The sequence below is a fragment of the Nocardioides luteus genome, from assembly GCF_015752315.1.
Taxonomy (GTDB): domain Bacteria; phylum Actinomycetota; class Actinomycetes; order Propionibacteriales; family Nocardioidaceae; genus Nocardioides.
Genome location: NZ_JADOVJ010000001.1, coordinates 2099371 through 2124072, shown reverse-complemented (window position 1 = coordinate 2124072; position 24702 = coordinate 2099371). Strand labels below are relative to the sequence as shown.

The 24702-nt window shown below is 70.5% G+C and carries 25 protein-coding genes; 12 read left to right on the top strand and 13 right to left on the bottom strand.

Features of this window, described 5'->3' with window-relative positions:
• Nucleotides 1-220: 220 nt before the first annotated feature.
• Nucleotides 221-1573: a hypothetical protein gene (locus tag HD557_RS10195; protein ID WP_196873805.1), complete on the top strand. Its 1353-nt coding sequence runs from the start codon at nucleotides 221-223 to the stop codon at nucleotides 1571-1573.
• Nucleotides 1574-1608: 35 nt separating this feature from the next.
• Here HD557_RS10195 and HD557_RS10190 read toward each other — a convergent pair whose 3' ends face one another.
• Complete coding sequence (locus tag HD557_RS10190) at nucleotides 1609-2874, bottom strand: glycosyltransferase (protein ID WP_196873804.1); 1266 nt, start codon at nucleotides 2872-2874, stop codon at nucleotides 1609-1611.
• A gap of 38 nt (nucleotides 2875-2912) precedes the next feature.
• Between HD557_RS10190 and HD557_RS10185 the strand changes: the two genes are divergently transcribed.
• Nucleotides 2913-4331, top strand: coding sequence for a hypothetical protein (locus tag HD557_RS10185; protein WP_196873803.1), 1419 nt, complete (start codon nucleotides 2913-2915; stop codon nucleotides 4329-4331).
• Nucleotides 4332-4343: 12 nt separating this feature from the next.
• Nucleotides 4344-5285, top strand: coding sequence for an alpha/beta hydrolase (locus tag HD557_RS10180; RefSeq protein WP_196873802.1), 942 nt, complete (start codon nucleotides 4344-4346; stop codon nucleotides 5283-5285).
• A gap of 23 nt (nucleotides 5286-5308) precedes the next feature.
• On the opposite strand, the gene HD557_RS10175 is transcribed toward HD557_RS10180, so the two are convergent.
• From HD557_RS10175 to HD557_RS10165, 3 genes are read right to left on the bottom strand one after another with little or no spacing between them, the layout of a single operon-like run.
• Nucleotides 5309-6838 carry an amino acid permease gene (locus tag HD557_RS10175; protein ID WP_196873801.1) on the bottom strand — a complete coding sequence of 510 codons (1530 nt, stop codon included), beginning with the start codon at nucleotides 6836-6838 and terminating at the stop codon, nucleotides 5309-5311.
• Between the two features lie 40 nt (nucleotides 6839-6878).
• On the bottom strand, nucleotides 6879-7637 hold the full coding sequence (gene eutC, locus HD557_RS10170) for an ethanolamine ammonia-lyase subunit EutC (protein WP_196873800.1): 759 nt from the start codon (nucleotides 7635-7637) through the stop codon (nucleotides 6879-6881).
• The gene (locus tag HD557_RS10165; protein ID WP_196873799.1) at nucleotides 7634-9034 is read right to left on the bottom strand and encodes an ethanolamine ammonia-lyase subunit EutB; all 1401 of its coding nucleotides are present in this window, start codon (nucleotides 9032-9034) and stop codon (nucleotides 7634-7636) included. The genes eutC and HD557_RS10165 overlap by 4 nt, the downstream gene beginning before the upstream one ends.
• A 179-nt stretch (nucleotides 9035-9213) precedes the next feature.
• Here HD557_RS10165 and HD557_RS10160 point away from each other — a divergent pair, with 179 nt between their 5' ends.
• From HD557_RS10160 to HD557_RS10150, 3 genes are all read left to right on the top strand, one after another.
• Nucleotides 9214-9771 (top strand): type 1 glutamine amidotransferase domain-containing protein, encoded by a 558-nt coding sequence (locus tag HD557_RS10160; RefSeq protein WP_196873798.1) that lies wholly within the window; start codon nucleotides 9214-9216, stop codon nucleotides 9769-9771.
• The gene (locus tag HD557_RS10155; protein ID WP_196873797.1) at nucleotides 9768-10871 is read left to right on the top strand and encodes an NAD(P)/FAD-dependent oxidoreductase; all 1104 of its coding nucleotides are present in this window, start codon (nucleotides 9768-9770) and stop codon (nucleotides 10869-10871) included. The genes HD557_RS10160 and HD557_RS10155 overlap by 4 nt, the downstream gene beginning before the upstream one ends.
• A gap of 170 nt (nucleotides 10872-11041) precedes the next feature.
• Entirely contained in the window at nucleotides 11042-12838 is a 1797-nt protein-coding gene (locus HD557_RS10150; RefSeq protein WP_196873796.1) for a BCCT family transporter, read from the top strand.
• 50 nt (nucleotides 12839-12888) lie between these two features.
• Here the strand turns inward: HD557_RS10150 and HD557_RS10145 are convergent, their stop codons facing one another.
• From HD557_RS10145 to HD557_RS10125, 5 genes are all read right to left on the bottom strand, one after another.
• The gene (locus HD557_RS10145; RefSeq protein WP_196873795.1) at nucleotides 12889-13551 is read right to left on the bottom strand and encodes a nitroreductase family protein; all 663 of its coding nucleotides are present in this window, start codon (nucleotides 13549-13551) and stop codon (nucleotides 12889-12891) included.
• Between the two features lie 26 nt (nucleotides 13552-13577).
• A complete protein-coding gene (locus tag HD557_RS10140) occupies nucleotides 13578-14339 on the bottom strand; it encodes a sulfite exporter TauE/SafE family protein (RefSeq protein ID WP_196873794.1) in 762 nt (253 codons plus the stop codon).
• Complete coding sequence (locus tag HD557_RS10135) at nucleotides 14340-15449, bottom strand: SPFH domain-containing protein (RefSeq protein ID WP_196873793.1); 1110 nt, start codon at nucleotides 15447-15449, stop codon at nucleotides 14340-14342.
• A gap of 46 nt (nucleotides 15450-15495) precedes the next feature.
• Entirely contained in the window at nucleotides 15496-15957 is a 462-nt protein-coding gene (locus HD557_RS10130; protein WP_008357045.1) for an NfeD family protein, read from the bottom strand.
• Nucleotides 15958-16048: 91 nt separating this feature from the next.
• On the bottom strand, nucleotides 16049-16846 hold the full coding sequence (locus HD557_RS10125) for an ABC transporter ATP-binding protein (protein WP_008357048.1): 798 nt from the start codon (nucleotides 16844-16846) through the stop codon (nucleotides 16049-16051).
• A gap of 53 nt (nucleotides 16847-16899) precedes the next feature.
• Here HD557_RS10125 and HD557_RS10120 point away from each other — a divergent pair, with 53 nt between their 5' ends.
• On the top strand, nucleotides 16900-17682 hold the full coding sequence (locus tag HD557_RS10120) for a hypothetical protein (protein WP_307785582.1): 783 nt from the start codon (nucleotides 16900-16902) through the stop codon (nucleotides 17680-17682).
• A gap of 34 nt (nucleotides 17683-17716) precedes the next feature.
• Nucleotides 17717-18961: a phosphoserine phosphatase SerB gene (gene serB / locus HD557_RS10115; protein ID WP_008357052.1), complete on the top strand. Its 1245-nt coding sequence runs from the start codon at nucleotides 17717-17719 to the stop codon at nucleotides 18959-18961.
• A 32-nt stretch (nucleotides 18962-18993) separates the two neighbouring features.
• Here the strand turns inward: serB and HD557_RS10110 are convergent, their stop codons facing one another.
• Genes HD557_RS10110 through fabG form a run of 3 tightly spaced genes read right to left on the bottom strand, consistent with a single transcriptional unit; the run spans nucleotide 18994 to nucleotide 21034 of the window.
• Nucleotides 18994-19500, bottom strand: a complete 507-nt coding sequence (locus HD557_RS10110; RefSeq protein ID WP_196873792.1) for a SixA phosphatase family protein — start codon at nucleotides 19498-19500, stop codon at nucleotides 18994-18996.
• 17 nt (nucleotides 19501-19517) lie between these two features.
• Nucleotides 19518-20291, bottom strand: a complete 774-nt coding sequence (gene fabI / locus HD557_RS10105; protein WP_196873791.1) for an enoyl-ACP reductase FabI — start codon at nucleotides 20289-20291, stop codon at nucleotides 19518-19520.
• A gap of 2 nt (nucleotides 20292-20293) precedes the next feature.
• Entirely contained in the window at nucleotides 20294-21034 is a 741-nt protein-coding gene (gene fabG, locus HD557_RS10100; protein ID WP_307785581.1) for a 3-oxoacyl-ACP reductase FabG, read from the bottom strand.
• Between the two features lie 140 nt (nucleotides 21035-21174).
• On the opposite strand from fabG, the gene HD557_RS10095 reads away from it, so the two are divergent.
• The 3 genes from HD557_RS10095 to HD557_RS10085 are packed head-to-tail and all read left to right on the top strand — an operon-like array spanning nucleotide 21175 to nucleotide 22676.
• Nucleotides 21175-21504, top strand: a complete 330-nt coding sequence (locus tag HD557_RS10095; RefSeq protein WP_196873789.1) for a DUF3099 domain-containing protein — start codon at nucleotides 21175-21177, stop codon at nucleotides 21502-21504.
• Nucleotides 21504-21698 (top strand): hypothetical protein, encoded by a 195-nt coding sequence (locus HD557_RS10090; protein ID WP_008357063.1) that lies wholly within the window; start codon nucleotides 21504-21506, stop codon nucleotides 21696-21698. The genes HD557_RS10095 and HD557_RS10090 overlap by 1 nt, the downstream gene beginning before the upstream one ends.
• 24 nt (nucleotides 21699-21722) lie before the next feature.
• Nucleotides 21723-22676, top strand: a complete 954-nt coding sequence (locus HD557_RS10085; RefSeq protein WP_196873788.1) for a nucleoside hydrolase — start codon at nucleotides 21723-21725, stop codon at nucleotides 22674-22676.
• A 48-nt stretch (nucleotides 22677-22724) separates the two neighbouring features.
• Here the strand turns inward: HD557_RS10085 and moaA are convergent, their stop codons facing one another.
• Nucleotides 22725-23744: a GTP 3',8-cyclase MoaA gene (gene moaA / locus HD557_RS10080; RefSeq protein ID WP_196873787.1), complete on the bottom strand. Its 1020-nt coding sequence runs from the start codon at nucleotides 23742-23744 to the stop codon at nucleotides 22725-22727.
• A 66-nt stretch (nucleotides 23745-23810) separates the two neighbouring features.
• Here moaA and HD557_RS10075 point away from each other — a divergent pair, with 66 nt between their 5' ends.
• Entirely contained in the window at nucleotides 23811-24698 is an 888-nt protein-coding gene (locus tag HD557_RS10075) for an SURF1 family cytochrome oxidase biogenesis protein (protein WP_196873786.1), read from the top strand.
• Nucleotides 24699-24702 lie beyond the last annotated feature (4 nt).

The following is a 24702-nucleotide window of genomic DNA, read 5'->3' as shown; positions in this document are numbered from 1 at the left end:
AAGGCGACCGCCTGCGACGACAGCGATGTCGTCCCATGTCGCGGCCTATTGTGCACACAGGTGCGGACCCGAATTCGACTGCCCCCTGACGTGGGAATCACCACACTTCTTTATTGCCCCGGGGGGTTTACATGACGTATCGACTCCGATTGACTCCTCCCCCTGCGCGCGCTCTTCACACGCCTTTGCCCGGCCGCCCGCTCTATCTCGAGGACCCCCCATGCCCGCTGCCACCCGTGCACCGATCGACAACTCCGGCCGACTCCAGTTCGCCGACGACCTCTTCGCCCGGCGCCATCGCGGGCTCGGAAGCCCGATCGCCAACCAGTGGATCTGGCGGCTCAACAGCCCCTACGACGCCGACCGGCTGCGCTACATCGCCGCCGGCCTGGCCGAGGGCGGGCTGTCGCGGCAGCTGCACCGGGCGAGGTTCCCCGGGGCCCGCGACCTGTGGACCAACGCCGATCGCGAGCCGTCGATCGAGCTCTACGAGGAGATCCTTCCGGTCTCCGGGATCACCGACTGGCTCCAGGAGCGCCACAGCGACCACCTCGACCCGCACGAGGGCCTGACCTACCGGCTCACCGCGATCAACCTCGACGACGGCACCTCGGTCGTCTCGATGCTGCTGGCCCATGCTGTCGGCGACGGTGGCTCCGTGCTCGACGCCGTGTGCCGGGCCTCCCGCGGCGAGCCGCTGCGGCTGCCGCCGGCGCCGGCCACGGGCTGGGACCGCCTCCGCGCCGAGGCCGCCGACTCCCGAAGCCAGTGGCGCGCCGTCCGCGACTGGGCCAAGGCCCGCCGCCGGGCGAAGAAGGACGGCACCGCCGCGCTCGCCACCAAGGCACCGCGCGTCTACCCGGAGACCACGCCGAACCCGGCGCCGGAGACGTGGCGGATGCCGCGGCTGATCACCGAGTTCGACACCGAGACGATGACGAAGATCGCCGCCGAGCACGGCGGCTCGACCAACGCCTGGTTCATCAACGTGGTCGCCGACCTGCTCGTCCGGATCGACCACGTGCCGGTCGACCGGGGTGACGTCCCGGTCTCGCTGCCGATGAGCGACTTCCAGCCCGGGGACGTACGCTCCAACTCGACGCGGGTGGCCATGGTCGAGGTGCCCCGCGACGTCCTCGACCGGCGCGATCTCGCCGAGATCAAGAAGCTGTCCAAGGCGGCCTACATCCGCCTCGGCCAGGCCGGTCCGGGCCTGGTCCCGGTGCCGCTGGCGATGATGCAGATGCTGCCCGACGCGGTGCTCGACAAGCTGCCGCAGCCGCCGGCCGCGGCCTGCATGGCCTCCAACCTGCCCCAGCTCCCGGACGACTACCGCTACGCGATGGGCGATGACGTACGCCTCGTGGCCGGGCTCGCCGGCTACCAGAACGCGACCGCCCAGGACGCCTACGACGTCGGCGGCGGGATCATCGCCTGGCTGATCCAGTCGGGGCCGCGTACGACGCTCAACCTGGTCGCCGCCGAGCCCGACCGCGTGCCCGACCTGGACTTCCTGAAGAAGCTGGTCGTCGAGGAGCTCGGCTCGTGGGGTCTGACCGTCGAGGTGTGGTGACGCCCTCAGCAGTGCACATCGCTTCGGGCTTCGCTTCAGCAGGCCCGCTCGAGCGCGTCAGCAGCCCGCGCGACGGCGACCTCGGGCGTGATCAGCAGGGTCGCCACCTCGGCGGCCCGCTCACGCACGCCCGGCATCAGCACCGCGCGAAGCGCCTCACGGAGCCGGTCTCGGTCCAGGCGGGCCGCCCGGAACGAGGTGCCGACGCCGAGGTCGCCGAGCAGGCGACCCCAGACGGGCTGGTCGGCCGAGTACCACCCCACCACGCTCGGGATCCCCGCCCGCAGCACCGCGGCGGTGGTGCCCGCGCCGCCGTGGTGGACGGCGGCGACGCACCGCGGAAGCACGGCGGCGTGGTCGACGGCGCCCACGAGACGTACGTGGTCGGGGACGTCGACCTCGAAGGAGTTCCAGCCGCTGCTGACCAGCGCGCGCAGGCCGAGATCGGCGGTCGCGGCCGCGACATCGGCGACCAGCCGGGCCGGGTCGGCCACAGGCATCGACCCGAAGCCGACGTAGACCGGCGGATAGCCCGCCGCGAGCCAGTCACCGAGGTCGTCGGCACTGGACCCGCTCGGGGCGGTCTCCCCCAGCCGCAGCCGGTCGGCCGCGCTCAGCGCCAGGAAGCCGGCGAACGGGCTCTGGATGCCCCACTCCCGCGGCAGCCCGGGCACGAGCAGCGGGTCGTAGGCCTGCACCTCGACCGCACCGCGGTCGCGGAGCCGGGTCTGCAGCCGGGTGCGCGCCGGGGCCAGACCGAGGGCGGCGCGCTGAGCGTTCTCGGCCTCGCGGGTCAGCTCCCAGCGCATCCGCATGCCGACGTCCCAGGCCTTCTCCTGGACCACCTCGGGCCCGGGCACGACCTTCACCGACCGGTTGGAGCGGACCGGGAAGTAGTGGAGCGCGGCGAAGCCGGCACCGATCCGCTCCGCGAGCGCCGAGCCGACCTCCTGACCGAGCAGGCCCGCGACGACGACGTCGGCGCTGCCACGCTCCCCCGCCAGCGAGACCAGGTCGGCGCGGAAGTCGTCCCAGCCGTGGGCGGAGACCTTCCGTACCGCCCGCACCCGGGTGCGAGGATTAGCCGAGCGCATCTCCTCGCGGACCAGGGACGAGGCGAGCAGCGCACCGCTGTCAGGGCCGACAGCATGCGGGTCCAGCCCCAGCCGCGCCGCCAGCGGCACCAGGTTGGGCGCGACCCCGACGGTGACCTCGTGGCCGCGACGGCGCAGCTCGAGGGCCACGGCGAGCGCCGGCTGCACATCGCCGCGGCTGCCCACCAACCCGAAGACGAACCGCATCGCGTCCCAGAATCCCCCAACGACAGGACCCAGACCACATGCCCGAGCCTGTGATGCTGCCCTCACTGCCGCCCGCGAGCCTCGGCGCCCGCCCGGCACCGTTCGCTCCCGAGCGCACCAACCGGCTGACGTACGACGACGAGGTCTTTCTCCGCTCCGCGACCGTGATCGGGGTCCCGGTCGTCGGCCAGACCGCCTGGCGCTTTCCGGCAGAGATCCCGGTCGAGGCGGTCCAGGAGGTGGTCGACGAGCTGGCCAAGGGCCCGCTCAACCGCCTCGTCGTCCGCCCGACGGTGACCGGCGCCCGGTCCCGCTGGGTGCCGGCGACGACGGCCGAGCCGGTCCGCCTGCACCCCGACCGGATCAAGCCCGACCAGGTGATGGCCTGGCTCGACACCACCACCGACGAGGTGCCGTTCGACCCGGTCAAGGGACCGCTGTGGGCGTTCTTCATGGCCTACACGACCGATGGCGGCACGGTCGTGACCTACAACGCCTCGCACATCGTCTGCGACGGCGGGATGAAGCTCGGCGCCCTGATCGCGGCCGTACGCCGCCAGCCCCTGCCCCGGCTCCCCTTCGACGACCCCGGGGCGACCGAGGTCACCCGGAAGGACGACCGGCGCGACGCCCGGACGATGGCGCGCGCCGCGGCCCGCGGCCTCCGGGCGGCCCGCAAGGCCGGGAAGCTGCCCGCGCTGGATGCCCAGTCCTCCGAGAAGCGGCCGGTGCCGCCCCCGCAGCCCGACGACCACGTGGTCCACGAGGTGGCCTTCGCCGGCGCGGACTGCCCGGTCTCGGAGTGGAACGCTGCCGTCGAGCGCGCCGGCGGCACCTCCAACACGCTGCAGATCGCGATCTCGGTGGAGGTGCTCCTCGAGGCCGGGATCGTACGCCCCGGCGAACCGGTCAAGATGTCGCTGCCCGTCTCGATGCGCGGCGAGGGCGACCTGCGCTCCAACGCCACCTCCGGGGTCTCGATCGCGGTCGAGACCGAGCTGCGCGACGGCGTCGGCCGGGTCACCGACCTCGCCCACATCCGCGAGCGGGCGAAGAAGGAGTTCTCCGCGCTCTTCAAGGGCACCCGCCCCGACCCGATCGCCCACATCGCGCCGCTGGCGCAGATGATCCCGGACCGCGTCGCCAGGTCGCTGCTCAAGAACGTCGTCACCCCGCTCGGCCTGGCCTCCAACCTGGGCCGTCCCGACCCCGACTTCGTCGCCCCGTTCGGCGTGGCCGCCGACTCGATCGTCTTCCGCGGCCTCGCGCTCGGGGCGACCCGCGGCGAGCTGCGCCGGATGCGGGGCGGGGTGACGTCGTGGTGGTGCGAGGTCGGCGACACCTGCAACCTGGGCATCCGCGCCCTCGACCCCGACGCGGTCCCCGACTCGGAGCGGCTGAAGGAGATCGTGACCGACGTCTACGGACGTTGGGGCCTGGTTCCTTCCTTCTGGTGAGAAGATGCCGTCATGACGATCGACGTACTCGGTGACCCCTACACCGTCGAGACCATCGAGCTCGCGGACGACTTCGAGGGCACCGTCGTGGCCACGCTGGTCAAGCGGCCGGCCGACGGCGACGCGAAGGCCGCCGTCCTCTACGTGCACGGCTTCTCCGACTACTTCTTCCAGAAGGAGTACGCCGAGTGGTGGACCGCGCGCGGCTACGACTTCTACGGCCTCGACCTGCGCAAGTACGGCCGGTCCCTGCGCGAGCACCAGTCGGGGACGTACGTCGGCGATCTGTCGGAGTACTTCGACGAGATCGACGCCGCCTGGGAGCGGATCACCGAGCGCGACGGCCACTCCAAGGTCATGCTCAGCGCCCACTCCACCGGCGGCCTGACCACCTCGCTGTGGGCCGACGACCGCCAGCCCGACGCGCTGGCCGGGATGGTGCTCAACTCCCCGTGGCTCGACCTGCAGGGCTCGTTCCTGCTGCGTGAGGTCGCCACGCCGGTGGTGCGCCGCATCGGCCACCGCGCGCCGATGCGCGAGCTCGGCCGCGACGTGAGCGGCTTCTACACCATGTCGCTCCACGTCGAGCACGACGGCGAGTGGGAGTTCGACCTCGGCCTCAAGCCGGTCGGCTCCTACCCGATCCGGCTCGGCTGGCTCAAGGCGATCCGCGACGGCCACGCCAGGCTCCACCGGGGCCTGGACGTGAAGGCCCCGGTGCTGGTCCTCTCCTCCGATCGCTCCAGCAAGCCCAAGGCGATGGGCGAGCTCGTCCACTCGACCGACATCGTGCTCGACGTGCGCCAGATCCGCCGCTGGTCGACCGCGATCGGCCGCCACGTCACCTACGTCGCCGTCCCCGGCGCGAAACACGACGTGATCCTGTCGCGCCCCGAGGTGCGCAAGCAGGCCTACGCCGAGATCGAGCGCTGGCTGGCTGCGTACGGCGTCTGAGGCCCGACGTCTGAGGCCCGGCGTCAGTCGAGGGTGGTCTTCGGCCCCTTGAACCAGGTCCGGGCCGAGACCGCCCACCAGATCCCGAGGACGATCAGCGAGCCGACGGTGAGGATCGGCGCGTAGTTGACCGACTCCCAGGAGAAGTCGTCGCTGGTGATCCAGCCGGAGGGTACGAACGGCAGGATGAAGTAGACCGAGATGGTCGCGATCTCGGCGACGGCGACCAGGTTGAGCCACTTGTAGTGCCGGCCGAGGGTCCACTGCCCGGTCTCGAAGGAGTCGCCGGCCTTCCAGCGCAGGAAGATCGGGATCGCGAAGGCGAGGTAGAGGCCGATCACCGCGACCGAGGTGACCGCGTAGAAGGCGAGCGGGATGCCGCCGACGCCCCACAGCGCCGGGAGGGTGATGACCGCACCGACGACGGCGACCAGCAGCACCGCGTTGACCGGGACCTTCCGGGACTCGTTGACCTTCGCCCACAGCGAGGAGCCGGGGACCGCGCCGTCGCGGGCGAAGGCGTACGTCATCCGGGAGGCGCTGGTCACGCAGGCGGTGGCGCAGAAGAGCTGCCCGGCGGTCGAGATCAGCAGCACCACGAAGTGCCAGGAGGTGGGCAGCGCCTGGCCGAAGATCACATCGACCGCGCCGCCGCCCTCGCTCACGCCCTCGGGGTCCTGCACGGCGAAGAGGAACGCCAGCAGCAGGACGTACCCGCCGATCGCGGAGTAGAAGATCGAGCGCCAGATCCCCTTGGCGGCACCGTCGGCGGCGCCCTGGGTCTCCTCCGAGAGGTGCGCGGAGGCGTCGAAGCCGGTGATCGTGTACTGGGTCAGCAGGAACCCGAGCGGGAGCACCAGGAACCAGTACTTCGCGTCGGCGTAGCCCGAGTTGTTGATCCGCTCGGTGAAGACATAGCTGAAGCTCTGGTGGTGGTCCGGCACGATGACCAGCACCAGGACCACGACCGCGGCGCCGGCGACGTGCCACCACACCGAGACGTTGTTGATGACGGCCAGCAGGTGGCTGGAGAAGATGTTGGCGAGCGCGGCCAGCACCAGGATGACCAGGAAGATCGCATAGACACGGCCCAGCGAGTAGCCCTCCGCCCAGCCCTCGCTCAGCGTCGAGAGCGTCAGGTCGAGGAAGGTCGCCGCGCCGTACGCGACGCTCGCGGTCACCGCGAGCAGCCCGATCAGGTTCAGCCAGCCGGTGAAGAAGCCCGCCGCCGGTCCGCCGAGCTTGGCCGCCCACCAGTAGATGCCGCCCGAGGTCGGGTACGCCGAGACCAGCTCGGACATCGTGAAGCCGATGATCAGGATGAAGCCGGCGATGATCGGCCAGCCCCACGAGATGGCCACCGGTCCGCCGTTGTTCCACGCCTGGCCGAAGGTGGTGAAGCAGCCGGCGAGGATCGAGATGATCGAGAACGAGATGGCGAAGTTCGAGAACCCCGACCAGGTGCGGGCCAGCTCCTGCTTGTAGCCGAGCCTGGCCAGATGTGCTTCGTCATCGAGCCGGACCGGCTCGACGGTTTCGTGTGCCTCGGGCATGGCACGCCTCCGGATCTCGTGGGGGTGGATGATCGTGAGGCTAGGAATCGTGCGTGGCGGCCGTCGTCGCGCCAGGTAACAGCCCTGTGAAAGATCCGTCCTTGAGCGCCACACCGGTCGCTCCGAGCTCGCGGGCCCCGGCGACCAGGCTGAGGATGGTGCGTGCCGCCGTCGCATGGTCCAGGCCGTGGGGCGGCCGGATGTTGGAGACGCAGTTGCGGGCGGAGTCGAGGACGCCGGGCCGTGGCTCCCAGGTGAGGTAGGCGCCCAGCGAGTCGCTCGAGGAGAGCCCCGGCCGCTCCCCGATCAGCACCAGGACCAGCCGCGCGCCCAGCGCCCGACCGATGTGGTCGCCCAGCGCGACGCGGGCCTGGGTGGCGACCACCGGCGCGGCGACGGTCATCGTCCCGTCGAGCAGTGGGAGCAGGTGCTCCAGGAGCGGCACCGCGTGCTTGGCCACCGCCTCGGCGGAGAGCCCGTCGGCGACGACGACGGCGAGGTCGGCCTCGCCCGACCCGAGCTCCAGGTCGGCGCCGGGCACACGGCCGAGGTCCGGCCGGGTCAGGTACGTCGCGCGGTCCGGTGCCGCGGATACGACCACCAGCGGCGTACCCAGTCCCAGCCCGCCGAGCGCCTCGACGAGCGCGTCGACGTCGAGCGGGAGGTGGACCGCGTCGCGTGCGGCCGCGTGGGCGGCCCCGAAGGCCAGGACCTCGGAGGTCGGGACGGCGTTGCCGGCCCGGCCCAGCCCGATCCGGGCCGGCGTGGCCCGGCGCACCTCGTCCCAGAACTCGCTCACCGGGCCAGCTCCTTCAGCACGGTCGCGGCCGGGTCGATGTCGCGTACGGAGCCGTCGGGGCCGAGCAGGCCGACGGAGTCCAGCCACTCCTCGAACTCCGGCGCCGGGCGTCTGCCGAGGACCTGCCGGGCGTAGAGGGCGTCGTGGAAGGAGGTCGACTGGTAGCCGAGCATCACGTCGTCGGCTCCCGGGACGGCCATCACGTACGTGCAGCCGGCGACGCCGAGCAGGGTGAGCAGGGTGTCCATGTCGTCGGAGTCGGCCTCGGCGTGGTTGGTGTAGCAGACGTCGACGCCCATCGGCACGCCGAGCAGCTTGCCGCAGAAGTGGTCCTCGAGGCCGGCGCGGATGATCTGCTTGCCGTCGTAGAGGTACTCGGGACCGATGAAGCCGACCACCGTGTTGACCAGGAACGGCCGGAACGCCCGGGCCACGCCGTACGCCCGCGCCTCCAGGGTCTGCTGGTCGACCGGTCGTCCACCGGTGCCGAGATGGGCGTCGGCGGAGAGCGCCGACCCCTGGCCGGTCTCGAAGTACATGACCTCGTCCCCGACCGTGCCGCGGCCCAGCGTCCGAGCCGCCTCGTCGGCCTCCGCCAGCATCGCCAGGGTCACCCCGAACCCCTCGTTGGCGCCCTGGGTGCCACCGATCGACTGGAACGGCAGGTCCACCGGCAGCCCGGCCTCGATCAGGTCGATCGTCGTGGTGACGTGCGTCAGGACGCAGCTCTGCGTCGGGATCTCGTAGCGGAGACGTACGTCGTCGAGGAGACGCAGCAGGTCGGCGACCGTACCCGGGTTGTCGGAGGCGGGATTGATGCCGATCAGCGCGTCTCCGGAGCCGAGGAGCAGTCCGTCCAGGATCGAGGCCGCGACGGCGGCCGGGTCGTCGGCGGGATGGTTCGGCTGCAGCCGGGTCGCCAGCCGTCCCCGCAGGCCCATCGTCGTGCGGAAGCCGGTCACCACCTCGGTGGCCGCGGCCACCGCGATCAGGTCCTGGTTGCGCATGATCTTGGAGACAGCCGCCACCATCTCGGGGGTCAGGCCCGGCGCCGCGGCGGTCAGCAGCCCGGTGTCGCGACGCGCGGCGGCGGCGAGCAGCCACTCCCGGAAGGCCCCGACGGTCAGGCCGCTGACCAGGGCGAACGCGTCCGTGTCGTGCGTCTCCAGGATCAGCCGGGTGACGTCGTCGGACTCGGCCGGAACCACCTGCTCCTCGAGGAAGACACTCAGCGGCAGGTCGGCGAGCACCATCCGAGCCGCCATCCGCTCGGTGTCGGACCGGGCGGCGCACCCGGCGAGGACGTCGCCGGAGCGCAGCGGCGTCGCCCGCGCCAGCACCTCCACGAGACCGTCGAACTCGAAGCCGTGCCCGTGGAGACTCTGCCGGTATCGCATGGGATCAACGGTAGGGCCGCAATATTTCGGCGATGTGGCTGTGGAGCATGAACACCGTAGGCCCGGGTACCAGGGTCGGCGCAGGAGGTCGGAACAGTCGACCGACGCTCGACCACATTTCCGGCTCGTCGGGTGACCTTGTTCGCCCGCCCCGAACGGTATCGATCTGGAGGGTTCTCATGTCACAGGAACTGAACGGCACGAGGGTCGCGATCCTCGCCGCGGACGGCGTGGAGCGCATCGAGCTCGAGCAGCCCCGCGAGGCGCTGACGGCCGCCGGTGCCCAGACCCAGGTGTTGTCGGTCCACGACGACGAGATCCAGGCCCGTGAGAACGACCTGAACGCAGCGGGCACCGTCACCGTCGACGGTCTGGTCGCGGACGCCTCCGTGACCGACTACGACGCGTTGCTGCTTCCCGGCGGCACGGTGAACCCGGACCAGCTTCGGGTCGACCCCGACGCTGTCACCTTCGTCCGTGACTTCGTGAACAGCGGAAAGCCGGTGGCCAGCATCTGCCACGGCCCCTGGACGTTGGTCGAGGCCGGCGTGGTCGAGGGGCGCACCCTGACGTCGTTCCCGAGCATCCGTACCGACCTGCGCAACGCCGGCGCGGAGGTTCTCGACCAGGACGTCGTGGTCGACGGCAACCTGATCACCAGCCGGTCTCCCGATGATTTGCCCGCGTTCTGCGACACGATCGTGTCCGAGTTCGGGTCAGCACGCGCGCTCCGATGACGGGGTCACCTGAGGTCGGGGTGGTCGGCGGCGGGATCGTCGGCCTCTCGACCGCCTACGCGTTACGCGAGCAGGGCGTCTCGGTGCGGCTGTACGAGACCGGCCTGCCCGGTCACGGCCAGTCCGCCGGGGAGTCCCGGATCTTCCGGCATGCGCACGACGACCCGCGGCTCGTCGCGTTCGCGCGCGAGAGCCGCGGGGTGTGGGCCGAGTGGGCCGAACGGTTCGGCGTCGAGCTGGTCTCGTCGGACGGTGCGGTGGCGATCGGCGAAAGCGCACTGGCGCGGCTTCGTGTGCTCGACCGCGTCGGCGGCGTCGCCGCCCGCGCGATCGACTCGGACGAGCTCGCCGAGCTGATGCCGCTGCTCGCCGGGTACTCCGGACCAGCGATGCTCGACGAGGCGGGCGGAGCGATCCGTACGCGTGCCGCCATCGATGCGCTCACGGGTCAGCTCGGCGACGCCGTGGTGACCGGCGAGGTGGTGTCGATCGAACCCCGCGGAAGCGAGGAGGTCGAGGTACGCAGCGTCACCGACCGCGCCGTCTACTCGAAGGTGATCGTGTGCGCCGGCCGCGAGACCGCCCGCCTCGCCCGGAGCGTCGGCCTCTCGTTGCCGGTCCGTCTCGCCGCGCACGTACGGCTGACCTTCGCCGTGAAGGGCACCGCTCCTGGGCGGGTTGCGTGCCTGCAGGACGGCAGCGGCGACTTCGGCGAGGTCGGCGTCTACGCGACGCCGCTGCCGGGCAACAGCCGCTATGCGGTCGGGCTCAGCCAGACCGTCGGCGTCCGCGACGACGGGACGTTCATCGACCCGTCGGCGATTCGTTCGCTGGACGAACGCGCACGCGCGTACGTCGCACGGGCGCTGCCCGGCCTCGACCCGGAGCCGCAGGAGTTCGTCCACTGCTGGGTGACCGACCTCCCGTGGAGCGAGGACGGCGTGGCCGTCTGGGAGGCGGGGAACATCGCTTTCGTCGCCGGTCACAACCTCTTCAAGCAGGCACCGCTGCTGGGTCGCGCCCTGGCCCGGGCCGCGACCGGCGACGGTCTCGCCGCCGAGCTCACGCCCGAGGCGCAGCTCGGCCGACCCCGGCACTAGCTTCCGGCGACCACGGCGACCCACGGCACCCGAACAACACACGAACCAGCTCGACACGGTCGGTCCAGGACTCGTTGTCAATCGGTGGCGCTGCCACCCCGGTGAACAGAAGGCAAAGACAGTGCGCGTTAGGGTGCTGTGGTCCCGAACCCAACCGGAAGGACAACAGTGTGACTTCTGAGAAGAAGACAGACAGTCCGAACCATTCCGACCATCACAACCCCTCTGACCTCATCAAATCCCCCACGGGCGAAGTCGTTCCCCACCCTGCGCTGGACCTGCCGATCTCGAGCGAACAGGAACAACGTAAGGGAATCGACTGGGTCGTCTTCGGCATCGCCGCGGCCATCGCGATCGCGTTCATGGCCTGGGGTTTCATCAATACCGAGGGCTTGAGCAAGGCGTCCGATCACGCTCTCGGCTGGGTGCTCGACAACGCCGGATGGTTCTTCGTGCTGACCGCCAGCGCCTTCGTCGTTTACATCATCTGGCTCGCAGCGAGTAAGTACGGCAACATCCCCCTGGGCCGTGACGACGAGAAGCCCGAGTTCAAGACCGCCTCGTGGATCGCGATGATGTTCAGCGCAGGCATGGGCATCGGGCTGATGTTCTACGGCGTGGGCGAGCCGCTGTGGCACTTCGTGAACCCGCCGCCCGGCACCGGCGGGGCGGGCAACCCCGAAGCCATCGAGCACGCGATGTCGACCACGATGTTCCACTGGACGCTGCACCCGTGGGCGATCTACGCCGTCGTCGGTCTTGCGATCGGCTACGGGGCCTACCGCAAAGGCCGAGTCAGCCTGATCTCCTCCGCCTTCACCTCCCTGCTCGGCAAGCGCACCGTCGAGGGCCCGGTCGGCAAGACGATCGACATCTTCGCCATCTTCGCCACTCTCTTCGGCTCGGCGACCTCGCTGGGCACCGGGGCCTACCAGATCTCGGCCGGTCTGCAGATCGTCGCCGAGATCGGCAAGGTCGGCAACGCCGTCCTGATCGGCATCATCACGGTCCTGACGGTCTGCTTCGTGATCTCTGCGGTCACCGGTGTCGCCAAGGGCATCCAGTGGCTCTCCAACATCAACATGGTGCTCGCGCTGCTGCTGGCGCTCTTCCTGTTCGTGGTCGGCCCCACGGTCTTCATCCTCGACCTGATCCCGACCTCGCTCGGGGCCTACGTCGGCGACCTCGCCCAGATGTCGGCCCGCACCGGCGTCGGCGGCGCAGAGACCTCCGCATGGCTCGGCACGTGGACCATCTTCTACTGGGCCTGGTGGATCTCCTGGACGCCGTTCGTCGGCATGTTCATCGCTCGGATCTCGCGGGGTCGCACGATCCGGCAGTTCGTCTCCGGCGTGCTCCTGGTCCCGAGCGCCGTCAGCGTGGTCTGGTTCTGCATCTTCGGTGGCACCGCCATCGACCTGCAGCGTGACGGCGCCGACATCTTCGGCGACGGAGCCGCGCAGTCGCAGCTGTTCACGACCCTGGAGCAGTTCCCGCTGGCCACGGTCATGAGCATCCTGGTCATGGTGCTGGTCGCGATCTTCTTCATCTCCGGCGCCGACGCGGCATCCATCGTGATGGGCACGCTCTCCGAGCGGGGCACCGAGGAGCCCAAACGTCTCACCGTGATCTTCTGGGGTGTCGCGACCGGTGTCGTGGCGATCCTCGGGCTGATCGCCGGTGGCGAGGAGGCCTTGGGCGGCCTGCAGACGATCACGATCGTGGCGGCTCTGCCGTTCACGGTCATCATGGTCGGACTGGTCGTGGCGCTGCAGAAGGACCTGCAGAGCGACCCGATCATTGTGCGTGGCCAGTACGCCGCGGAGGCGGTCGAGCAGGCGGTCATCACCGGTGTCACCGAGCACGGCGACGACTTCGCGCTCGCGGTCATCGAGGACGACCACAGCAACGGGACCGGCAACGGGAGCGCGTCGGCCGCTGCCACCGTTCCTGCCGACAAGGCCTGACCCTCAGGTCCGAGAGCTGATGGCGGGGTCCTCCGGGACCCCGCCATCAGTCATTTCAGGGGCGCCCCGGCGTACGTCTCGAGGGTGACGAACTCCTCGACCGGCTGCCGGCGCAGCTTGGTGAGCTGCTTGACCGGCTTGCCGAGCGGCACGACGGCGGCGACGGCGTGGCCCTCAGGGGCGCCGAGCAGCTCGAGGAGCGCCGGCTCCTCGGCGACCGCCATCGTCGTCATCACCCCGCCGAACCCCTCGTTGCGCGCGGCCAGGAGCGTGTTCCACACCAGCGGATAGACCGAGGCGCCGGAGACGACGCCGACCCGGTCCAGCTCGGAGTCGATGGAGGCGACCAGGCCCAGGTCGACGAGGAAGACGAGCACCACGGCAGCGGTACGCAGCGGCTCGGTCATCCCCCGTGGCACCCGGGTCTCGGCGATCTCCTCCTCGGTCACCGCCGTGGGATGCACGGTGTTCCAGGGCATCTCCCCCGCCCGCTGCTGCGCGATGTACCGACGGGCACCCGTCGCCGTCAGCTCGGCCAGGCGCTCACGGGTCTCCTGGCTGCGTACGACCACGACGTGCGCGCCCTGCCGGTTGCCACCGGACGGCGCGAACCGGGCGTTGTCGAGGATCCTGGCGAGGACCTCGTCGGGCAGCGGGTCGTCGGCGAAGTCGCGTACGGCATGGGTGGTTCGCATCGCGTCGTAGAGCTCCATGGATCCATCCCATCAGACGCCCGGACTCAGTTGACGAGGAAGGCCACCAGCGCGGTGACGCCGACCACGACGATCACGCCGCGAAGCACGTTGGGCGGCAGCCGCCGCCCGATCCGCGCGCCCAGCAGGCCACCGAGCGTCGCGCCGACGGCGATGAGGGCGGCGATCTTCCAGTCGACGTCGGCCACGACGGCGAAGAGGAGGCCCGAGACGCCGTTGGTGGTGGCGACCAGGATGTTCTTCAGCGCGTTGAGCCGCTGCAGCGACTCGGCCACCCCGATGCCGATGATCGCGATCATCAGCACCCCTTGGGCGGCACCGAAGTAGCCGCCGTAGACGCCGAGCATCGCGACCGCCGGCCAGACCCACCAGCGCTCGCTGCCGTCGTCGGGCGCGTCACCGTGCCGCTTGGCGACCCACCGGGAGATGCGCGGGCCGGTGATCACCAGCGCCACGCCGAGCCCGATCAGCACCGGGACGATCGCCTCGAAGGCACCCGGCGGCAGCACCAGCAGCAGGATCCCGCCGACGGCGCCACCGATGAGTGCGGCGACGCCGAGCCGCAGGATCCGCCCGCGCTGCCCGGCGAGCTCGCGACGGTAGCCCCAGGCGCCGGCCAGCGAGCCCGGCACCAGGCCGATCGTGTTGGACACGTTGGCGACCACCGGAGGTACGCCGAAGGCCAGCAGCGTCGGGAAGGTGATCAGCGTCCCGGAACCGACGGCGGCATTGATGGTGCCCGCCCCCACCCCGGCGAGCAGGATGAGGGCGGACTGGAGAGGATCCACTTAGACGGTCGGCTCTGCAGGAGGCTGCGGAGCCGGCGGGGTCGCCTGCGTCTGCGGCCGGTTGGGGGCCTCCGCCTGCTTCGCCTCGGCGAGGGCCTCCTCGACGGCAGCAGCCGCGGAGGAGGACTTCTCGAGGTCGAGCGTCGGCTCGGCCGAGCCCATGTCGACGCGCTTGAGCGGACCCTCGACGTCGTCCGGGATGCCCTTGAGGCTGTTCATCGTCGAGCCGAGGCCCTCGAGGGCCTTGCCGATCTCGCTCGGGACGATCCACACCTTGTTGGCGTCGCCCTCGGCGATCTTCGGCATCATCTGCAGGTACTGGTAGGCCAGCAGTGACTGGTCGGGGCGGCCGTCGTGGATCGCCTGGAAGACGGTCTGGATGGCCTGGCCCTCACCCTGGGCACGCAGGATCGCGGCCTCACGGTCGGCCTGCGCCGCCAGGATCTGCGACTCGCGCTGACCCTCGGCGTTGAGGATGGCGGACTGCTTGTTTCCCTCGGCGGAGAGGATCGCGGACTGACGCTGACCCTCGGCCGTCAGGATCGCCGCGCGCTTGTCGCGGTCGGCGCGCATCTGCTTCTCCATCGCGTCCTTGATGGACATGGGCGGGTCGATCGACTTGATCTCGACGCGCTTGACCTTGATGCCCCAGCGGCCGGTGGCCTCGTCGAGGACGATCGAGAGGCCGGAGTTGATCTGCTCGCGGCTGGTCAGGGTCTCCTCGAGGGTCATGCCACCGACGATGTTGCGCAGGGTGGTCATGGTGAGCTGCTCGACGGCCTGGATGTAGTTGGCGATCTCGTACGTCGCCGCGACCGGGTCGTTGACCTGGAAGTAGATGACCGTGTCGATCGAGACGGTCAGGTTGTCCTCGGTGATCACCGGCTGCGGCGCGAACGCGACGACCTGCTCACGCATGTCGATCATGTAGCGCACCTTGTCGACGAACGGGATCACCGCGTTCAGGCCGGGGTCGCGCTTCGACTGGAACTTGCCGAAGCGCTCCACGATGCCGACCCGCGCCTGCGGGATGATCTTGATCGTCTTGGCCAGCGTGGTGATCACCAGCACCGCCAAGATGACCAGGAGGGCCAGGATGATGCCACCCATGCCAATCAGTCCTTGTCTGTTTCGGTTGCGTCAGGTTGCCCGGAAACTACGGAGTCCCGAGCTCCGGAAGAGGATGGACGTAGGCCGTCGCTCCTCTGATCTCGAGCACCTCGACCGGCGTACCGGCCGCGATCACGAGCGTCTCGTCATAGGGCTGAGCGGTCCAGAGCTCGCCCTCGAGCTTGAGCTGCCCAGGCTTGTGGGCGCTGATCTCGACGGTCGAGACCGTCTGGACGCCGATCAGCTTCTGCGCGCCGATCTGGATCTCCGGGCCGTTGTGGAGCCGCCTGGCCAGCCCCGGGCGTACGACCGCGAGCATGGAGACCGAGACCGCCAGCGCGACGATCGCCTGGATCACGAAGCTGTCGGTGAACGCGCCGGTCACCGCGCCCGCGAAGGCGCCGGTCGCCAGCATCAGCAGGATCAGGTCGAGGCTGAAGAGCTCTCCGACGACGAGTAGCGCTCCGAGTGCCGTCCAGATCGCCCAGTCCCACTCCTGCCAGTCCATGGCCGTCACCCTATCCAGGTGACCCCATGAACGTGGGGATGTTTCCGTACCGGCTTCCTAACGGTTTCTTTACCGACGGTGTCTGAGCTGACTACCGGGTGTGGCGGGCCCGGCGCTTGGCCCAGTAGCGGCCCTCGCTGGTCTCCAGCTCGAGCGGCATGCCGAAGGTCTTGGAGAGGTTGGCCGCGGTCAGGGTGTCCTCGATGAGCCCCTGGGCGGTGATCCGGCCCGACCGCATCATCAGGACGTGGCTGAAGCCCGGCGGGATCTCCTCGACGTGGTGGGAGACGAGCACCGTGGCCGGGCTGTCGGGGTCGTAGGCAAGGGTCGAGAGCGTCGAGACGAGGTCCTCGCGACCACCCAGGTCGAGACCGGCGGCCGGCTCGTCGAGCAGCAGCATCTCCGGGTCGACCATCAGCGCCCGGGCCAGCTGGACCCGCTTGCGCTCGCCCTCGGACAGGGTGCCGAACCTCCGCTCGCCGAGGTGCTTGATGCCGACCTCGATCAGCAGCTCCTGGGCGCGGTCGTGGTCGAGGTCGTCGTAGTGCTCGCGCCAGCGGCCGACGACCCCGTAGGAGGCGCTGACCACGACGTCGCGGACGAGCTCGTGACGCGGGATCCGGTCGGCCAGCGCGGCGGAGGTGAGACCGATGCGCGGGCGCAGCTCGAAGACGTCGATACGGCCGATCTGCTCGCCGAGGATCTTCACGACGCCCGAGGTCGGGTGGAGCTGGGCGGCGGCGGTCTGGAGCAGCGTGGTCTTGCCGGCGCCGTTGTGGCCCAGGATCACCCAGCGTTCATCCTCTTCGACCACCCAGCTCACAGAGTCGAGAAGGGCGTTGCCTCCGCGGCGTACGGTGACGTCGGTGAACTCCAGCACGGCTGCCATGGCGGCAAATCTATCGGCAGGGGTCGGTGGGCTCGGGGATAGGGTGGGAAGCTGTGAGTGTCGAGGATTCGGAGCTTGATCCGGTGTCGGTGGAGACCACCCCTGAGGCGCTGCGGCTGGCCTGGTGGGTGACGGCGTGGCTGCGCGGTGAGGCGGTCACCGACCTGGTGCTCGATGCGGTGATCGGGCCCGACGCGACCCACACCGTCAGCGGGCTCGCCGCGCTCGGGCTCGGTGGCGCCGAGGGGGTCGCGGACACCTTCGTGAGCGGGATGGGGCGGCTGCGTACGGAGGGGGCGACCGCCGTCGGGGTGGCCTTCCCGGCCGAGGGCGACCCGGTCGGGCTGGGTGGCCCCAAGGCGTTCAACGACGCCGCGCTCGAGGCCGGCGAGGCCGTGATGTGCGACGCCGGCATCGGCCTCGTACCGGTCCGGGTCGGGGCGGTGATCGAGTGGCAGGCGTACTCAGCCCAGCGCCGTCAGCTCCCCGACGTCGGTGAGGCCGACCGGGCTCTCCGGCTCGCCCTGAGCGAGTCGGCGACGGCGCTCGCCGAGCTCGACGTCGCCCGGTGGCGGCCCGAGGTCGCCGACCGGTTGATGAACCTGCGCCACCGGCCCGCGCTGGCCGGCGCGCCCGGGGTGCCGGCGCGTTGCGTAGAGCTCGCCGCCCGTGGCGTACAGGCCCGGGAGATCGTCGCGGTGGCGCTCGAGGACGAGGGCGGAGCCGTCTCCGCCTCGGAGATGTTCCAGCGGCGCGAGGCGCTCGTCGGCCTCGACCGAGCGGCGCGGAGGGCGCTCACGGCGGCGGGATCGCCCGAGGTGTGGCCGCCGGACTGAGACGCAGGCGGTGACTCCACTATCCTGTGCAGCGATGACCGAGGAATTCGACGCGCTCGAGCGCCGTCCCGACACCCTGCTGATCACCCTCGCCGGAAACGACCGACCCGGGCTGACCTCGGCCACCTTGGCGACGCTGGCGCTGGCGGGGGTCGACGTGGTCGACCTGGAGCAGATCGTGCTGCGCGCGCGGCTCGTGCTCGGCCTGCTGGTGACGGCGCCTGCCGACGCGGCGAGCACCGACGCGCTCAAGCACGCGATCGAGGAGACCGCCCACGCCCTCGACATGACCGTCGAGATCGAGGAGGGCGTCGGCGACACCCCGCGCGAGCCCGCCGACCGCGCCCGGGTCACGGTCCTCGGCCTGCCCCTGAAGGCCGCCGCGCTCGCGTCCGTGACGCGCACCATCGCCTCGGCCGGCGGCAACATCGACCGGATCATCCGGCTCGCCCGCTACCCGGTCACCGCCTTCGACCTGCACGTGAGCGGGGCCTCCCCCGACGAGCTGCGGGTGACGCTGTCCGCCGAGGCCGCCGCCCAGGGCGTCGACATCGCGGTGCAGCCCGCCAACCTGGTCCGCCGCGGCATGCGACTGATCGTCATGGACGTCGACTCGACGCTGATCGACGGGGAGGTGATCGAGATGATCGCCGCCCACGCGGGCTACGAGAAGGAGGTCGCCTCGGTCACCGAGGCGGCGATGCGCGGCGAGCTCGACTTCGAGGAGTCGCTCCGTGGCCGGGTGAAGTACCTGAAGGGCGTCCCCGCGACCGCGCTGGACGAGGTCTACGCCGGGCTGCAGCTCAACCCCGGCGCGCGGACGATGGTCCGCACCCTGCGCCGTCTCGGCTACCGCTTCGCCATCGTCTCGGGCGGGTTCTCCCAGATCACCGACCGGCTCGCGGCCGACCTCGGCATCCACTACGCCCGCGCCAACGAGCTCGAGATCGTCGACGGAGTCCTCACCGGTGAGGTGGTCGGCGAGGTCGTCGACCGTGCCGGCAAGGCCCGCGCGCTGCGCGAGTTCGCCGCCGAGATCGGCATCCCCGAGGCCGCCACCGTCGCGATCGGCGACGGCGCCAACGATCTCGACATGCTGGCCGCCGCCGGGCTCGGGATCGCCTACAACGCCAAGCCCGCGGTCCGCTCGGCCGCCGGGACCGCGATCAACGTCCCCTACCTCGACACGATCATGTATCTCCTCGGCATCTCCCGCGAGGAGATCGAGGCGGCCGACGCCGAGGCCGGGATCGTCACCCCCGCCCCTCCCCTGCTCTGACAGGGGTCATCCCCGGCCGAGTCGGTGGCGCCTCAGGCGCGGGCGACGTGGAAGGCGGTGACGGAGGCCTCGGCCTCGTCGAGCTCGGACCAGTCGCCGTCGTAGGTGAGCACGGCGACGGCGGCGGTGGGGAAGCCCAGCGCGAGCTGGTTGCCGGCCTCGTCGTCGCCCTCGCCGTCGTCGAGGAGCTGCACCAGCGAGAACATGGTGGGGTTGTGGCCGATCACCACGACCGTGGTGTGGCCGTCATCGACCTCACGGATCAGGTCGAGGGCGGTGGAGGTGCCGGCGGCGTACAGACCCTGGTCGTACTCCGCCAGCGTCAGGTCCCACGACGCCCCCACCGCGACGTCCTCCCAGGTCTGGGTGGTGCGGTCGGCTGCCGAGACCAGGACGTAGTCCGGGTCCACGCCCTGCTCGGCCAGCCACTCGCCCGCCACGACCGCGTCGGCATGACCGCGCTCGGTCAGCTGGCGCTCGTAGTCGGTCGGTGCCGACGACTCGGCCTTGGCGTGCCGCATGATGACAAGGGTCCGCATGCGGCAACCCTATGGCCTCACGCCCCCAGCGAGTGATAGCCCCCGTCGACGTGGACGATCTCGCCGGTGGTCGCCGGGAAGAAGTCCGAGATCAGCGCGCAGACGGCCTTGGCGGTCGGGCCCTGGTCGGTGTTGTCCCAGCCCAGCGGCGCCCGGGTGCCCCAGCCCTCGTCGAGCTCCTCGAAGCCCGGGATCGCCTTCGCGGCGAGCGTCTTGAGCGGGCCTGCGGAGACCAGGTTGCAGCGGATCCCGTCGGGACCGAGGTCGCGGGCGAGGTAGCGCGAGGTCGACTCGAGAGCTGCCTTGGCGACACCCATCCAGTCGTACGCCGGCCAGGCGATCGTCGCGTCGAAGGTCAGCCCCACGATCGACGAGCCCGGGCCCAGGAGCGGGCGGGTGGCCATGGCGAGCGACTTGAGCGAGTAGGCGCTGACCTGGACGGCCTGGGAGACGTCGTCCCACGGGCCGTCGAGGAACTTGCCGCCGAGGAGCGTCTCGGGGTTGCCGTACGCGATCGAGTGCACGACCCCGTCGAGCCGCTCGACGCCCTCGGCCCGGAGCGCGTCGGCGAGGCCGTCGAGGTGCTCCTGGTTGGTGACGTCGAGGTCGAGGACCGGCGGCTCCTCGGGGAGCCGCTTCGCGATCCGCTTGGTGATCGACAGCGCGCGGCCGAAGTTGGAGATCAGGACGCGGGCGCCCTGCTCCTGGGCCACCTTGGCCACCGCGAAGCCGATCGAGGAGTCCATCGTGACTCCCGCGACGAGAACAGTCTTGCCGTCCAACAAACCCATGATCAGTGCCCCATTCCAAGTCCGCCGTCGACCGGGATCACGGCCCCGGTCACATAACCCGCATCTGCCAACCACGTCACGGCCGAGGCCACCTCGTCCGGCGTCGCGTAGCGCGCCAGCGGGACCCGGTCCGTGATCGCCTTCTGCTGCTCGTCGGTGAGCACCGCGGTCATCTCGGTCTCCACGAACCCCGGCGCCACCACGTTGGCGGTGATCCCCCGCGAGCCGAGCTCACGCGCGAGCGAGCGGGCCATCCCGACCAGCCCGGCCTTCGAGGCCGCGTAGTTGACCTGGCCCGGGTTGCCCAACAGGCCGACGACCGAGGAGATGAAGATGATCCGGCCGCGGCGCAGCCGCAGCATGCCCTTCGAGGCGCGCTTGGCGAGCCGGAAGGACGCGGTCAGGTTGGTGTCGATCACCGAGGTGAAGTCGTCCTCCGACATCCGGAGGACGAGCGTGTCCTTGGTGATCCCGGCATTGGCCACCAGGACCTCGACCGGTCCGTGGGCGGCCTCGGCGGCGGCGTACGCCTCCTCGACGGCGGCGGGGTCGGTGATGTCGCACACCAGGTCGAGGGCGCCCTCCGGCGCCCCGCCCTTGCGGGAGGTCACGGCGACCTTGTCGCCGTTGGCCACGAAGGCCTCCGCGATCGCCCGGCCGATGCCACGGCTGCCACCAGTGACGAGCACCGAGCGGGGTGCCCGCGCTGGGCTCTGCGTTGTGGGGTCTTCACTGTCAGTCACAGGCGCGACGGTAGCGATTACTTCGGCGTACGACCAATGCCTTGGATTTGCTTGTGAGAACCCTCCAACGGCGCTCGGAGCGCCCCTGTTGGGACCACACCATTGACCGACGCTCATCGGGCACGACCTAGACTGGCGGTATGTCCAAGGCGCAACCGATCAGGATCACGACGGCGGGGCGCAGCCGCGCCGAGGACATCGCGATCCGTCAGAAGCGCTACGCCATCTCGATGTCGATCCGCTCGCTCTGCTTCATCGGCGCCGTGATCGCCGGCCTGGCCGGCGTCACGTGGCTGTGGCCGATCCTGATCGCGGCCGCCCTGATCCTGCCCTACATCGCCGTGGTGATGGCCAACGCGACCAACACCAAGAGCGACGAGATGAACCTCATGGACTCGCCCTACGGCCCGCGCCAGCTCACCAGCGGACGCGAGCAGCAGCAGCTCCACCAGAAGGGTGAGGACGACTGATGGGTGCCCTCGACTCCGACCTGTGCTCGGCGAAGGGCTGCCAGGACCCCGGGTCGTGGGAGCTGCAGTGGAACAATCCCAAGATCCACACGCCCGAGCGGCGTAAGATCTGGCTCGCGTGCGAGGCGCACAAGCAGTCACTGAGCGACTTCCTGGGCGCACGCGGGTTCCTGAAGGACGTCGTCGCTCATTAGCTGTTCCGACAGAGAGGCTGTGCGATGAACCCGATCCCTGTCCTCCTCGACTGCGACCCCGGACACGACGACGCGATCGCGATCCTGCTGGCGCTGGGCGACCCTCGTATCGACCTGCTCGGCATCACCACCACCTTCGGCAACTGCCAGGTGGAGAAGGCGACCTACAACGCCCAGCGGATCCTCGCCCTGGCCGAGCGACCCGACGTACCGGTCGCCACCGGCGCCGCCGCGCCCCTGGCCGGCGCGGCGCACATCGGCGACTTCATCCACGGCGCCACCGGGATCGACGGACCCGACCTTCCGGAGCCGCTCGCTCCCCCTGTCTCCGTCGGCGCGGTCGACTTCCTGCGTACGTCCCTCCAGGACGCCCCGGCCCCCGTCACCGTCGTCGCCACCGGCCCAATCACCAACGTCGCCGTGCTGCTGCGCGACCATCCCGAGGTCGGCCCGAAGATCGCCGAGATCGTCTTCATGGGCGGCTCGACCGACCGCGGCAACACCACCCCGGCCGCCGAGTTCAACGCCTACGCCGACCCCGACGCCCTCGACGTCGTCCTCACCAGCGGCCTCCCGATCCGGATGGTCGGGCTCAACCTGTCCCACCAGGCCCTGGCCACGCCGGACGTGGTCGCGCGGATGCGGGCCATGGACCACCCGGTGGGCCGGGCGTGCGCCGACCTGATGGGCTTCTTCGGCGGCACCTACTCCGACGTCTTCGACTTCGCCGCTCCCCCGGTGCACGACCCCTGCACCATCGCCGCGCTCATCGACCCCGGCCTGATCACCTGGCACAAGTCGTTCGTCGCCGTCGAGACCGAGGGCCGCTGGACCCGCGGCGCCACCGTCGTCGACCTCCACGGCCGCCTCGACGAGCCGCCCAACGCCCAGGTCGCGATCGCCCTCGACGTCGAGGGCTACTGGGAGCTCGTCCTGGACGCTCTCGACCGCGTCGGGCACCCCCTCGCCGAGAAGTGAGTTGTGGGGGCCGAATCTGTCGTTGTGGGCGACGAAAGTCGACTTTCGTCAGCCGCCGATGGCGGACATCGGACGGTCGGGCTGGAGGAAGCCGAGGTCGTCGATGCCGTGACCGGCGCGCTTGCCGGCCATCGCGGTGACCCACCTCGCGGCGAGGTCGGCGTCGGAGGCGCCGGCACGCAGCGGCGTACGCAGGTCCGACTCGGAGCGTGCGAACAGGCAGTCGCGCACCTGCCCGTCGGCGGTGAGACGCACCCGGTCGCAGTCGCCGCAGAAGGGGCGGGTGACGGAGGCGATGATGCCGACCTTGGCCGGGCCGCCGTCGACGTAGAAGAGCTCGGCGGGGGCGCTGCCGCGGGGCTCCTCGGCCGGGGTCAGGTCGAACGTCGCCGACAGCGCGGCGAGGGTGTCGTCGGCCGTCACCATCGTGTCGCGCGACCATCCGTGCTGGGCGTCGAGGGGCATCTGCTCGATGAACCGCAGCTCGTAGCCGCGCTCGACCGACCAGCCGAGCAGCTCGGCGGCCTGGTCGTCGTTGACGCCTCGTAGCAGGACCGCGTTGATCTTGATCGGTCCCAGACCGGCCTCCGCGGCGGCCTCGAGACCGGCCACGACGTCGTGCAGCCGGTCGCGACGGGTGATCTCCGCGAACGTGTCCTGCCGGATCGAGTCCAGGGACACGTTGACCCGGTCGAGGCCGGCCTCCGCGAGCGAGCCGGCCATCCGGGCCAGACCGAGCGCGTTGGTCGTGATCGAGAGCTCGGCGTCGGGAGCGACCTCGCGGGTGCGCGCGACGATCGAGACCAGTCCGCGCCGGACCAGCGGCTCCCCGCCGGTGAACCGCACCTCGCGGACCCCGAGCTGCCCGGTGGCGACACCGATCAGCCGCACGACCTCGTCGTCGGTGAGCACCTCGTCGCCGGGCAGCCAGTCGAGCCCCTCCGGCGGCATGCAGTAGGTGCAGCGCAGGTTGCAGCGATCGGTCAGCGAGACGCGCAGATCGGTCGCGACCCGGCCGAACCGGTCGACCAGCCTCTGCTGGACCTGATCTGTCGGGGAGGTCGTCATCACACCAGTCTAGGCAGCCGAGACCCGGATCGTGAGCGAGGACCGTATGCCAGTTAGTCTCGTGGCGTGAGTTCGTTCCGTTTCCTGCTCAGCCGTCGCTGGGCCGGTTTCACGGTGTTCGTGCTGATCCTGGCCTACGGGACGTGGTGGCTGGGCCAGTGGCAGTTCGACCGTCTCGAGGACCGCAAGGCCAGCAACCAGATCGTCCGCGCCAACGAGCACGCCGAGCCCGCGCCGGTCTCCGACGTGCTGGCCGAGGGCACGAAGGTGGCCGAGAAGGACGAGTGGCGGCGGGTGACCGCCACCGGGACGTACGCGGTCGACGACACGATCATCTGGCGCTACCGCACCCCCGACGACGCCAAGGGGATCGACATCATCGTCCCGCTGGTGCTCGCCGACGGCACCGCGGTGCTGGTCGACCGCGGCTGGCTCCAGACCGAGTCGCAGGAGAAGTTCGACGATCTTCCGGCGCCGCCGACCGGCGAGGTCACCATCACCGGCTGGGTACGCGCCGACGGCACCGGCGACTCCACCGACGTCGCCCAGGTCGACGGCTACCACGCCACCCGCGCGCTCTCCTCGGCCCAGGTCGCGAAGGTGGTCGACGAGCCGCTGCTGACCGGCTGGCTCCACCTCGACACCGAGTCCCCCGAACCCGCTGTCCAGCTCCGCCGGGCCGACCTCCCCGAGCTCGACAACGGCCCCCACTTCTTCTACGGGCTCCAGTGGTGGTTCTTCGGCGTCCTCGCGATCGCCGGGTTCTTCTACCTGATGTACGACGAGCGGCGTACGCAGAGCCGGGACGAGCCTGCACCAGACGATGACGCCTCCGACGGCGATGACCAGCTCGACGAGCGCGCCCGCAAGAAGGCCGCCAAGCTGGCTCAGAAGCAGGCCGTGAAGGCGGCCTACCAGGCTGCGTACGAGAAGGAACGCAGCGGGAAGAGCTGACCCA